This is a genomic window from Marinobacter sp. bablab_jr008 (assembly GCF_016464145.1).
Lineage (GTDB): Bacteria > Pseudomonadota > Gammaproteobacteria > Pseudomonadales > Oleiphilaceae > Marinobacter > Marinobacter nauticus.
In genome coordinates, this window is record NZ_JACDWW010000043.1 from 1 (window position 1) to 11931 (window position 11931).

The window sequence follows — 11931 nt, forward strand, 5'->3', positions numbered from 1 at the left end:
AGACTCGGCTTGAACCAGGGCCGGCATGACGGCAACCAACGCGAACAGGAAAAGCCTGGAAACGCCAGAATTCAGGCGGTAAACCATCGTTTTCATGGGGCTGACCTCAGTAATCCTTGTGTTCACGGAAAACACCTTGCTCAGGGCCTTCCAGAAGCCCAGTGCGCCGTCGCCAACAGCTAGCTTGGGCGAAGGCTCCAGGCCTCTTTCCCGTATGTCCGTGAGCAGCTCTCGCCAGCTGGCTTCGGACTCCCGGTGGCCGTCCTCGACCGCAACCAGCTCCTTGTGGCCGTGCTCGGTCACGCCAATGATCACCAGCAGGCAGAGCCGGTCATCCAGGCGGACGTTGCTGTACACGCCGTCCGCCCACCAGTAGACGTAACGCTTCTGGCTCAGGTCTCGTCGCTGCCAGTCCTTGTGCTCATCAAGCCACTTCGCCTTGAGCCGAGACACTGTGTTGGCCGACAGGCCATTGGCTTGTTCACCAACCAGCGCACTCAGGGCCTCCTGGAAATCACCGGAGGAAACACCTCGCAGGTAGAGCCAGGGAATCAGTTCCTCCAGGCTCCGGGCGCGCTTCAGGTAGGGTGGCAGCAGGTGGCTGTTGAAGCGAATGCCAGAGCCACTGCGGTCCCGGACCTTGGGAACCTGGACTTCTACGTCGCTGACGCCTGTCTGAACAGCGCGTTTGGGAAGGTGCCCATTGCGCACCACAGCACGGCGGCCATCCGGCGTCTTGACGTCCGCGTACTGCTTCAACAGGCTCTCCAGCTCCGTCTCAACGGCCTGTGCGATCAGATCCCGGGCACCCTGCCGGATCAACTCGTGCAACGGGTCGTTGCTGGCTACCTCTGGTTGTGAAAGAGCATGCAGGTTAGACTTGGGCATGGCGTATCATTCCTCTGTTGGTTGTGATCTTGGCGGAGATCAACCAACAGGATACGCCACCCCTTCAGCCTGCTTCCATACACCAGAAATCACCATAACTCGGTACTTGGCGTCGCAGCCCTCGGCAAGTACCTGTTTTCGAAAAACAGGGACGATTCTGGACGCGCGAGTAAGAACGCCAGAGGAGATTATGACTACCACCCTGAAGCATGAATTTCATCGGGTACCCATGGCAAGTATGGGAGTTAGACCGAACGCAAAAGCAAAAATAGTCGGGGTTATGCTCTTGCTGGCTGCACTGGCTGCGATCTATTGGGTCATGCTGGAGACCGGAGCATTGACCACCGTGACCAACAAGGCGGCCTTGTCGGAATGGATTGACCAACTGGGGTATTGGGGGCCGGTGGGTATCATTGGCCTGATGATCACGGCCATTGTCCTGAGCCCGATCCCCAGCGCCCCGATCGCCATGGTTGCCGGTGCGGTCTATGGATCGCTATGGGGAACAGTCATCGTGGTTATCGGTGCTGAGGCCGGCGCACTGATCGCTTTCGCCATTGCTCGATCCTTGGGGTACGACGTTATCCATCGCTGGAAGCGACTACGTCCGGTATTGAATTGGCTTGGCAAGGAACGCTCTCAGGGCGCATTGATGCTTGTCATTTTTACATCAAGGTTGGTGCCTTTTATCTCCTTCGATGGGGTCAGCTATGCAGCGGGCCTGACACCACTCGCGTTCTGGCGCTTCGTGGTCGCAACGCTGGCCGGTGTTATTCCGACAGCCTATCTGATCACTGCGTTTGGTGGCTTGCTCATGGCCTCTGAGTCCGGGGTGGTGACGGTGCTTCTGATTCTGGTCAGTGGCATTACCCTGTTACCGATTGTTGCCAAGCTGCTCATGGCTCGCCTAAGGCACCAGAAAGCGTCCGAACTTGCATGATAGAGGTTGGGTTGAAGGCGCCTTGGCAAATACTCATCCCGCACAGCAGGACAGCTGTTTCACGTCTTTGGTGAAGGTTTGCGCGCAGAGCTTGAGGCCTTCCACCATGGTCAGATAAGGAAACAGTTCATCGCCGATGTCCTGCACGGTCATCCGTGACCGAAGTGCAATGACTGCCGTCTGGATCAGTTCACCGGCTTCCCCGGCTACCGCCTGCACCCCCAGCAAGCGTCCCGAATCGCGCTCGGCCACCATCTTAATAAAGCCATGGGTGTTGAAATTCACCAGCGCTCGCGGCACGTTTTCCAGATCCAGCAGACGGGTGTCCACATTGTAGCCCTGCTTGAGCGCTTCGGCCTCTGTCAGGCCAACTGTGGCGACCTGAGGATCGGTAAACATCACCCCCGGCATGGCGCTGAGATCCAGGGTGGCCTCGCCTCCCGTCATGTTGACCGCAGCCCGGCTGCCCCCGGCAGCGGCGACGTAGACAAACTGCGGCTGATCGGTGCAGTCACCGGCGGCATAGACACCGGGGACCGTGGTTTGCAGTTGCCCATCTACCTGAATCGCGCCACGGGAGGTTTCCACACCGATGCCCGCCAGGTTCAGGTTTTCGGTATTGGGTATCCGGCCGGTCGCCACCAGCAGTTGATCAGTTCGTAAGGTACCGGCATTGGTCTCGATAACGAATTCATTGTCGGTATAGTCCACACGGCTGGCCTGGGTCTGCTTGAGCACCTCGATGCCCTCGCGCCTGAACGCCGCCTCTATGGCCTCACCGACGGCGGGTTCTTCACCGGATAGCAGGTGGCTGCGGGCCAACACGGTGACCTTGCTATCCAGCCGGGCGAACGCCTGGGCCAATTCCAGGGCAACAAAACCGGCGCCGATAACGATCAGCCGTTCAGGCACAGTAATTAATGCCAGCGCACTGGTGGAGGTGAGATAAGGCGTCTCAGCCAGCCCCGGTATCGACGGCTCTGCGGGACGGGCGCCAGTGCCAATAAAGGCGCGATCGAAATGGACGTTCTGCTCGCCGCCCTCGTTCAACTGGACCACCAGGTTATTGGCATCGACAAACCGGGCTTCACCGTTCAGGACCGTGATTGCCGTCTGGTCGCGCAGAATCCCTTCGTACTTGGCGTCGCGCAGTTCCTCGACACGCGTCTGCTGTTGCTGAAGCAGGTTCGCCCGGTCCACCTTCGGTATCTGGGCGCTGACGCCCCCGTCAAATGGGCTCTCCGTGCGCAGATGCGCGATATGCGCGGCACGACTCATGATTTTCGACGGCACGCAGCCGGTATTCACGCAGGTACCACCAATAATGCCGCGCTCGATCAGGGTGATGCGGGCGCCGCGCTCCGCGGCCTTCAGGGCAGCCGCCATGGCTGCGCCGCCGCTACCAATCACAGCGATATGCAGGTTTTTGTCACTATTCATTCCGAGTTCCTTGAATTACTGGGGCATTGTCACGGCAGGCGCCGAGTCGCGTGTAACAGAGGGCGCTTGGAGTCCTTTATCACAACTCACTTACTGTCCGTTTCCAGGGATTTCAGGGTGGAGGGATAGCCGACATCGCCCGTTGCCTGGGTTAAGGCTTCCACCGATGTTCGTGTGTCGTCAAAGGTAATCACGGCTTCTCGATCCGGATAGCTCACGTCGACTTGTGAAACACCGTCCACCTTGTTCAAGGCCAGCTTGATGGTAATGGGGCATGCGGAACAGGTCATCCCCGGAACTGGAAGCGTCACTGTCTGCATGGCGGCCCACGAGGGCATGCTGAGCAGGGCGAAAAGCAACGTCATGGCAAAGCGCATTTTCATGGGACAATCTCCTTTCAATAAAACAGAGGAAGGGCATAGGGAAACAACAGGGCGACCAGTATCAGTGCCGTTACTGCCCAAAAGATCACCTTATAAGTCGTTCGCACCCGTGGTACGGCACACACTTCACCGGGTTGACACTGTTCCACTGGCCGGAAGATTCGACGCCAGGCGAAGAACATGGCCACCAATGCAACGCCGATGAAAATCGGGCGGTAAGGTTCAAGAGCCGTGAGGTTGCCCATCCAGGCACCGGAGACACCCAGCGCGACAAGTACCAGCGGTCCGAGACAGCAGGCCGAAGCCAAAAGGCCCGCAATACCTCCCGCAGCCAAGGGGACACGCCCCGATTTGGAATTCGGCATAACGCTGACACCTTTCATGGTTTCATTCGATGAGATAAGATTACTTCCGTAGTCAGCTACGGAGTCAAGGGGTATGCCGGATAAAGCGAATTCATTGACCATCGGTGGCCTGGCTAAGGCTGCCAACGTCCATGTCGAGACAATCCGCTATTACCAGCGGCGACGTCTAGTACCGGAGCCGGAACGTCCTCCAGGTGGTATTAGGCGCTATGGTCCAGCTGATATCGAGCGGTTAATGTTCGTGAAAACGGCTCAGCAGCTGGGCTTCAGTCTTGTCGAAATCAGTGACCTGCTACAACTTGAAGATGGCGCTCACTGCCAGGAGGCCAGCGCTCTGGCCGAGCACAAGTTGCGGGACGTGCGTGAGAAAATCGACCAACTGGGGAGAATCGAGAAGGTACTGGGCGAGATGGTTGAGCAGTGCCATGCCCATCCGTACAATATTACCTGCCCATTGATTGCATCATTGCATGAGGGGGCAGTGGGGGGGAACGATCAACGTGAAAGAACATGATTTTCACTCGACTGAGGGCTCGAGGGAGAGCGGATGTTTTATCCCCGGATAGTCCCCACACCCAAGCTTCTGAGGAACTTATGTGCGCCGCCAACATCTTACTCTGGTAGCCGAATTGGCGGATACGGTGATGGAGCGTGTCTGTTTGCACTTCCGCCAATGTAGGTTAAAGTGGGCGACTATCTTCCCACGCGGAAGATGTTTTAGCTGTTCTGTAATCAGGATATCAGTGCGATGACCACACGGCTTATGGGACTGGCAGTACTACTGCTCGTGGCTCTTCTCCCCGTTGCACAGGGAGTTGCCGCGACCTCTTTTGAAGCGGAACCCATGGCCGAGGCTTGTGTCATGTTGCCAGACACCCAGGTGATGCATGACTGCGCCGGGCTCAATGCCGAGGGCAGCTGCAGTAGCCCGTGTTCAACGTCCCATGTCGGGAAATCTGCAATTAGAGACTCGGTAGTGCTGTTATCTTCCCCCTGCCCGAAAGGCTATTCTTCTCATTCCGGCCGTGTACTTTCTGGCCCAGACCCTTTTCCTCCCAAGTAATCAACAGTCTCCTGAACCTTTGATTACCAGAGGCTTTCGCTTCGAGTGCCTGTCGTTTGGCCTTGCGCGGTAGACCACCACGTAGGCAGCTTTGCTGGTGATTTTATCGACTGATGAATACATGAAAACGGGAACGTATCTGTGATGTCATTCTATCTGGAATACCCGGTGCGCGGCATGACCGTGCTCTGCCATAAGCTTTCGATGGCACTTTTTTTGAGTTTATTCGCTGCCTTGGCCTCGGCGTCACCACCAATGGACCCGGGAATCAAGGCACTGCAGGAGAGAATCGGTTTTACGGTGACTGAACGCTTCTCCACGCCAGCCGAGGGCGTGACCGGCTATGTTGTAAAGACCGGCGACGGGAAAACCGGAATCCTCTATGGTCTCGGTGACCTCACTTTTTCCGGCGCACTTCTGGAGAGTGATGGCAACGATCTGACCAGCGAATATTCCGCTCGTTATATACCGAAGCCGACGTATGCGTCGGTTGCCGAGCAGCTCTCCCGGGACCCCCATCTGGTGAGCGAGGGCGGTAAAGATGCCCCTGAGGTCTATATCTTCGCGGATCCCAACTGCATTTTTTGCCACAAATTCTGGCAGCAAACCAGGGATTGGGTTGCGGAGGGGAAAGTCAGGTTGCACTGGGTCATGGTTGGGTTTCTCAAACCGTCCAGCCTGGGGCTTTCTGCAGCAATCATGAACGCAGAGGATCGAGCCGCGGCGCTCCAGGTGTTTGAGGAAAACTTCGGAAAAAGCGGTGACGGCCGCGGCATTTCTGAACTCACTCCGATCCCGGCCGACCTTCAACAGGCCCTCGAACAACACGGTCAGTGGATGGCCGAGGCGGGTTTCAGCGGGACGCCAGGGCTGCTGTTCAAGGACACGAGCGGACAATGGCGGGGCCAGACTGGTGTGCCCAGCCAGGAAGCGCTCGGCAGGATGCTGGGAGTCACTGAGTAATGGATCAGCTGCCCTCATTACTCATTGCCGGCCAGATCATGATGGCGGTTATGGCAGGTCTACTGCTGAACCTGACGCCCTGCGTGCTGCCCGCGATCCCCATCAAGGTCCGGACCATCCTGCGGGAGGCGGGCGGCCAGAGGTCCCATCGGGTGCTGGCCGCGTTGGCATTCACGGCCGGAACACTCACCTTTTTCCTGACGCTGGGCGGCCTGACCGCACTGCTGCAGTGGAACTGGGGCACATTGTTCCAGTCAACGCTATTCGTGGCCGTCCTGGTTGCGTTAATGGTCGGGTTTGCGGTGATTACCTGGCTCGATCTGCCCATCCCCGTCCCGACATTCGCCGCCTCGGCGCATGGCCGGCGTTACTTTGAAGCCTATGTATCCGGGCTGTTGAGTGCGATTCTGGCCGCGCCCTGCGCAGGACCATTCCTCGGTGGCGTTCTGGCCTTTGCCGTTACCCAGCCGACACCGGTCATCATGGGGATATTCGGCAGTATCGGGCTGGGGCTGTCGTTGCCCTACGCGGTACTGATGCTCAGGCCCGAGTGGCTGAGCCGGTTGCCCAAGGCGGGCCCCTGGACCCTGGCCATTCGTGAAGTGCTCGCGCTGATATTGCTGGCCGCCGCCGTCTTTTTCAGCGCGAGCCTGGTGCCCAAAGCGGTATACCCCTGGCTGTGGTGGGCCTGGCTGGCGCTGGTGCTGGTCTGGGGTCTCCGTCGTTTCGTTCAGGGGAGCGGTGCCGTTCGCGTGATCACTGCAACGGCGACAGGCCTTGCCCTTGCGGTGACAGTGGTATTCGCATCTCCGTTGGGCAGCGGCGAAGACGAACTTGTCTGGCAGCCCTACTCCGCAGAACTCCTGGCGGACACAAAAGCCCGTGGCACGCCGTATTTGCTGGAGTTCACTGCCGATTGGTGCATCAACTGCAAGGTCCTGGAGCGCACCGTGTATAAAGAGCCCGCTGTGGCTGAAGCCGTAGCGCGGGCCGGCATGGTGCCGATTCAGGTGGATGTGACAGCAAGCGATCCCGAAAAAGACGCATTGTTAACCGCGACGGGTGGGCAAGCTTTGCCTTTTGCGGCGATTTTTGACGCTGACGGCACCGTTGTCGCCCGTTTCACTGGGCTCTTTGATACCGACAGCCTGGTCGAGGCGATCAACCGCACCGAGAATTCACAACCCTAGATACTGGAGATGAACCATGACAACCCAAGCCAAAGTATTGCTGACCGGCATAGCGGTTTTTCTGATCGCGATCGCGGCGTTCATGTTGATCGGTACCAATTCCGGAAAGGCCCCTGGCTCAGCCCAGCCTGAACAAGCCAGTTCCGACCCCCAGGCGCCAGTTGCCCGCACGGGGTTGGCAGATTCTTCCGATAAGGTCCGCCTCAATCTTGCGGAAGGCGGCAAAGCCCTGATAGGGGAGACCGGTGAAATCGTTCTGACACTGGACATTGAACCGGGCTGGCACGTGAATGCGAATCCAGCCTCCATGGAGTTTCTGATCCCCACCGTCGCCAAGTCTTCGGCTGGCGGCCAGTCGCTCGATATTCCGACGGAGTACCCGCGCGGCCGGGTCAGTGACATTGTGCTGGGTGACACCGCCCTGGAGGTGTACGACGACGGTGCGAGCATCCGGCTGCTGCCAGATGAAAAACAGACCGCCGCGCTGAAAGAGGCAGGCAAGCTAGACATGACGGTACGGGTACAGGCCTGCAGTGACGAGGGCGTTTGCCTGGCACCAGCTGACCTGCCCGTTGCGCTGAATCTGGACGATATCAAGCCACAATAAACCGGGACTCCCTTCGGAAAACAACTCAAATGGAGAATGACTGTGAACAGTGTATTCAGAATTGCTGATTGCCATGGTTGCCCAGGTCAGCACCAATGCCATGGCCCATTCCATGGAAGATGTGGAGGCCTCGTTGAACGAGAAAGAGCGGTATGCCCAGTTTGTGGATCAGCCGGCCCCTGAATTTGATCTTACAGGCGTTGATGGCAATACCCTTGCCCTTGCCGACTTAAACGGCAAAACCGTTGTGCTTAACTTTCTCTACACGCGCTGTACCGAGGCCTGCCCTTTGCATATGAACCTGATCCGGCAGTTGCAAACCGGGGTTGAAGAAGAAGGGCTGAGTGAAGAGGTGGTGTTCATCACCATTGCCACGGACCGGGAAGATGTTGCAGGCACCCGGAGAAACATGCGTGCCTACGGCGAGAATTTCGATCTGAATCCCCGCAACTGGCAATTCCTCTACCGAGCCAGGATGGAACCACCTGAACTGACACCAGAACTTGCTAAAGCCTACGGCGTTCAGTTCAGGGATACGGGTGAGGGTGTACAGGTCCATGGTGTGGTAACCCACGTGATTGACCCGGAAGGGCAGATGCGGGCCCGGTTCCATGGATTGAAATTCAAGCCTGAACACCTGGTGACCTACCTGACGGCCATTGCCAAAGGCCCCAACGCGGCAGCCGATGATGGGTTCTGGGGCCGACTGCACGGGCGAATTGAAGAGCTGTTACAGAGTGAGTAACGCGTGGGGCACCATGCCGGCAACAAACCGACCACTGTAATCAGGAGTAATGTCCAATGAGTCACCAGCGCATATCTGCCGCCCGGGGAATCGCCGTAGTCCTTTTCGCGCTTGCTATTTCCATAGCCGCTCAAGTTATGGCTGCAGGGAAGGTTCCGAAGTCGGTGGGGCCCCAGGGTTTCCTGATCTGGGAGTCCCCTCGCACTCTGCCCGAGCTGGCTTTTGAAGACGAAGACGGCAGGCCGCTGACACTGGCTGACTTTAAGGGTAAGGCGATTTTGCTCAATATCTGGGCGACCTGGTGCGCACCCTGCCGTGAGGAAATGCCGACGCTTGACTCACTCCAGGCTCAACTGGGCGGCGAGCAATTTGAAGTGGTCGCGCTGTCCGTTGACCACGTAGGCATCAGCGTTGTTGAAAAATTCTACCGGGAAACAAGCATTCAGCATCTTCGCCAGTATATTGATCCGTCCACACTGGCGACCTCAACACTGGGCATAGAAGGTGTTCCTACAACGCTGCTGCTTGATCATGACGGTCGCGAAATTGGCCGCCTGGTCGGTGCCGCGGAATGGGACAGCCCGGCCATGGTGGATTTGATGACCCGCACCATTGAAGGGGTTCCGGACTGACTGGATTTACGCAATTGAAAAGGCAGGTGCGTAATGCTTCAAGCTACTACTGCATGCTTCCTTCGCTGAGCCCTTCGAGAACCCCGCAGGCCTCAATTTCCCGATCATCGTTACAACTCGCTCGCAGCGACACAAGTTGTTTCTCCAGTACCTGCAGATCGGTTATCTGAGACCGTACTTGAGCGATGTGATCATCAAGCAAGGTGTTGATGGCCCTGCAAGGCTGATGGGGCGCGCCCTGATAACGCTGTAACTCGTGAATTTCAGCGAGTGACAGCTCGAGTATTCTGCAGCGCCGGATGAAGGCCAGTCGCTCAACATGCCGTTCAGTGTAAATACGATAGCCGTTGTCCTGACGATCCGGCGGCGGTAACAAGCCCTCTCGCTCATAGAAACGGATGGTCTGGGTGTCGACCCCTACGGACCGTGCCAACTGACCAATGCGCATCGGGTTTCTCCTCAACAGATGGTATCTGCTTTATTGACCTTATAGTGGCTATATGGTTTTAAATCATAATCCGACAATACTCAAGTGGAGCCGTATCATGAGTAAATCCTGTGAAGACGCCTGTGGCTGCGACGCAACACCCGCCGAGGGTAATACCGGGTCGTGGGCCTCTGAAGCGTCCGGCAACTGGATCAGTGTGTATACCGTACCGAAGATGGATTGTCCTTCGGAGGAACGGATGATTCGCCTGGCCCTGAACGGTTTTGAAGACATTCGCGGGCTGTCCTTTGAGCTGTCTGATCGGCAGTTGAAGGTTGTGCACGATGGCGAGGCTGAGCCTATCACCGCGAAGCTGGCGACCCTCGGGCTGGGAGCTTCGCTTCAGGAAACGGCCGCTGCCGACCCTGAGTCAATTAAGGCGGTCGGGGATACGGCTATCTCTGCCGAGCAGGAGTCCGGCACCCTGCGTTGGTTGCTCGGTATCAATGCCGTCCTGTTTGTGGTGGAAATGACGGCCGGCCTGATCGCGCACTCCACCGGCCTGATTGCAGAATCCCTGGACAATTTTGCCGACGCGGCCGTGTATGGGCTCGCGCTGTATGCGGTTGGGCATAGCGTGAAAATGCAGGTGCGTGCGGCGCATCTCGCGGGCGTACTCCAACTGATACTGGCTGTAGGCGTACTTGCAGAGGTGGTGAGGCGCTTTGTCTTCGGCAGTGAGCCGGAGTCGCTGGTAATGATGGGGATTGCGTTCATTGCATTGATCGCCAATACCACCTGTCTGCTGCTGATATCCAAACATCGGGAGGGTGGGGCGCACATGAAGGCGAGCTGGATATTCTCAGCCAACGATGTGGTGATCAATCTGGGGGTCATTACCGCTGGCGCCCTGGTCGCGTGGACTGGCTCCAACTACCCGGACCTGATCATCGGCAGCATTGCGGGGGTTATCGTACTCAACGGGGCCAGGCGCATCCTCGCGCTTAAGGGTTAAACAATGTCCATCGTTGCCAAAAAACACTTGCCGTATGGCCTGCTGGCTATTTCGGGCCTGATTGCGGCGTCTGATCAGGTTGTAAAATGGCTGGTCCAGCAGTCAATGGCGTATGGCGAATCGATTCCGGTGACCCCGTTCTTTAACTGGGTTCATGTCTGGAACACCGGCGCCGCATTCAGTCTGTTTGCCGATGGTGGAGGCTGGCAGCGCTACTTTCTTATCGCAATCGCGGTAGTGGTCTCGATCGTACTGATCAGGTTGATTCTTCAGTGCCGCCGCAGGGGAGAAGCCATCGCGTACAGTCTTATTCTTGGCGGTGCCATGGGCAACCTGATTGACCGGATATTCCGCGGCTATGTTGTGGATTCCTTTGATGTCTATTGGCAATCCTGGCACTGGCCAGCCTTTAACCTTGCCGATATCGCCATTGTGCTGGGCACCGTGCTTTTCCTCTATGTCAGTTTCATACCCGAAAAATCGGGCACGAACGTCGAGCTCGATGGATCAGGCTAAAAAACATCTGACAAACGCCTTGACCTTAAAGTTGACTTTAAAGATATCGTCTGTACTGACGAACCGAGAACGACAGCCAAAGCAAAGGAGAATGAAACGATGACATTGCAACTTGGAGAAACCGCTCCCGATTTCACCGTCGCATCCACCGAGGGAAACATTCAGTTTCATGAGTGGCTGGGAGACGACTGGGCCGTGCTGTTTTCACACCCCGCCGACTACACCCCTGTCTGTACCACAGAGCTCGGCGCCTTCGCCAAGCGTAAGGACGAGTTCGCCAGTCGCGGTGTGAAGCTGATCGGGGTCTCCGTCGACCCGCTCGACTCCCATAAAGACTGGGCGAAGGATATCGAGAAAACCCAGGGCAAGGGGCTCAATTTTCCCCTGTTGGCAGACAAGGATCAGGTGGTTGCCGACCAGTACGGAATGATCCATCCAAAAGCCGATCCCAAGGTGACTGTTCGAACGGTATTCATTATCGATTCCGCGAAAAAAATCCGTCTGATGCTGACGTATCCGCCCAGCACCGGGCGCAATCTGGACGAGATCCTGCGCGTCATTGATTCGCTCCAACTGACCGACAACCACAAAGTGGCCACGCCGGTGGACTGGAAGAATGGCGAGGATGTGATCATCGTTCCGTCGCTCTCCAACGAAGAGGCCAAAGAGCGCTTCCCCGACGGATGGGATGAGCAGACACCGTATCTGCGCGTTACCCGCCAACCTGGTCGGAAGTAATAGAGAATTCGTCAGCTGG

At 57.2% G+C, this 11931-nt stretch carries 15 protein-coding genes; 10 read left to right on the forward strand and 5 right to left on the reverse strand.

Annotated features, from left to right (window positions below; all coding sequences use genetic code 11):
• Window positions 1-888: IS256 family transposase (locus tag JIF53_RS04010; RefSeq protein ID WP_228285461.1), on the reverse strand; the 888-nt coding region annotated here is incomplete at its 3' end.
• Window positions 889-1078: 190 nt separating this feature from the next.
• On the opposite strand from JIF53_RS04010, the gene JIF53_RS04015 reads away from it, so the two are divergent.
• On the forward strand, window positions 1079-1828 hold the full coding sequence (locus JIF53_RS04015) for a TVP38/TMEM64 family protein (protein WP_091704929.1): 750 nt from the start codon (window positions 1079-1081) through the stop codon (window positions 1826-1828).
• Window positions 1829-1861: 33 nt separating this feature from the next.
• Here JIF53_RS04015 and merA read toward each other — a convergent pair whose 3' ends face one another.
• The 3 genes from merA to merT form a co-directional block, all read right to left on the reverse strand.
• The gene (merA, locus tag JIF53_RS04020) at window positions 1862-3268 is read right to left on the reverse strand and encodes a mercury(II) reductase (RefSeq protein WP_091704926.1); all 1407 of its coding nucleotides are present in this window, start codon (window positions 3266-3268) and stop codon (window positions 1862-1864) included.
• Window positions 3269-3354: 86 nt separating this feature from the next.
• A complete protein-coding gene (gene merP, locus JIF53_RS04025; protein ID WP_199451891.1) occupies window positions 3355-3651 on the reverse strand; it encodes a mercury resistance system periplasmic binding protein MerP in 297 nt (98 codons plus the stop codon).
• A gap of 14 nt (window positions 3652-3665) precedes the next feature.
• On the reverse strand, window positions 3666-4016 hold the full coding sequence (merT, locus tag JIF53_RS04030) for a mercuric ion transporter MerT (protein ID WP_011784885.1): 351 nt from the start codon (window positions 4014-4016) through the stop codon (window positions 3666-3668).
• 73 nt (window positions 4017-4089) lie between these two features.
• On the opposite strand from merT, the gene merR reads away from it, so the two are divergent.
• The 6 genes from merR to JIF53_RS04060 all read left to right on the forward strand — a co-directional run bounded on the left by merR (window position 4090) and on the right by JIF53_RS04060 (window position 9216).
• Window positions 4090-4530: an Hg(II)-responsive transcriptional regulator gene (gene merR / locus JIF53_RS04035; protein WP_011784886.1), complete on the forward strand. Its 441-nt coding sequence runs from the start codon at window positions 4090-4092 to the stop codon at window positions 4528-4530.
• Window positions 4531-5223: 693 nt separating this feature from the next.
• Entirely contained in the window at window positions 5224-6042 is an 819-nt protein-coding gene (dsbG, locus tag JIF53_RS04040; RefSeq protein ID WP_011784888.1) for a thiol:disulfide interchange protein DsbG, read from the forward strand.
• Window positions 6042-7232 carry a protein-disulfide reductase DsbD family protein gene (locus JIF53_RS04045; RefSeq protein WP_011784889.1) on the forward strand — a complete coding sequence of 397 codons (1191 nt, stop codon included), beginning with the start codon at window positions 6042-6044 and terminating at the stop codon, window positions 7230-7232. Before dsbG ends, JIF53_RS04045 begins: the two co-directional genes overlap by 1 nt.
• 16 nt (window positions 7233-7248) lie before the next feature.
• Window positions 7249-7839, forward strand: coding sequence for a protein-disulfide reductase DsbD domain-containing protein (locus tag JIF53_RS04050; protein ID WP_011784890.1), 591 nt, complete (start codon window positions 7249-7251; stop codon window positions 7837-7839).
• A gap of 49 nt (window positions 7840-7888) precedes the next feature.
• A complete protein-coding gene (locus JIF53_RS04055) occupies window positions 7889-8584 on the forward strand; it encodes an SCO family protein (protein WP_011784891.1) in 696 nt (231 codons plus the stop codon).
• A gap of 56 nt (window positions 8585-8640) precedes the next feature.
• Window positions 8641-9216 carry a TlpA family protein disulfide reductase gene (locus JIF53_RS04060; protein WP_011784892.1) on the forward strand — a complete coding sequence of 192 codons (576 nt, stop codon included), beginning with the start codon at window positions 8641-8643 and terminating at the stop codon, window positions 9214-9216.
• Between the two features lie 46 nt (window positions 9217-9262).
• Here JIF53_RS04060 and cadR read toward each other — a convergent pair whose 3' ends face one another.
• The gene (cadR, locus tag JIF53_RS04065; RefSeq protein ID WP_008173755.1) at window positions 9263-9664 is read right to left on the reverse strand and encodes a Cd(II)/Pb(II)-responsive transcriptional regulator; all 402 of its coding nucleotides are present in this window, start codon (window positions 9662-9664) and stop codon (window positions 9263-9265) included.
• A gap of 97 nt (window positions 9665-9761) precedes the next feature.
• Between cadR and JIF53_RS04070 the strand changes: the two genes are divergently transcribed.
• The 3 genes from JIF53_RS04070 (at window position 9762) to JIF53_RS04080 (ending at window position 11912) form a co-directional block, all read left to right on the forward strand.
• The gene (locus tag JIF53_RS04070; RefSeq protein WP_199451892.1) at window positions 9762-10658 is read left to right on the forward strand and encodes a cation transporter; all 897 of its coding nucleotides are present in this window, start codon (window positions 9762-9764) and stop codon (window positions 10656-10658) included.
• 3 nt (window positions 10659-10661) lie between these two features.
• Complete coding sequence (lspA, locus tag JIF53_RS04075) at window positions 10662-11174, forward strand: signal peptidase II (protein ID WP_058089839.1); 513 nt, start codon at window positions 10662-10664, stop codon at window positions 11172-11174.
• Between the two features lie 99 nt (window positions 11175-11273).
• Window positions 11274-11912, forward strand: a complete 639-nt coding sequence (locus JIF53_RS04080) for a peroxiredoxin (RefSeq protein ID WP_058089838.1) — start codon at window positions 11274-11276, stop codon at window positions 11910-11912.
• Window positions 11913-11931: the final 19 nt, after the last annotated feature.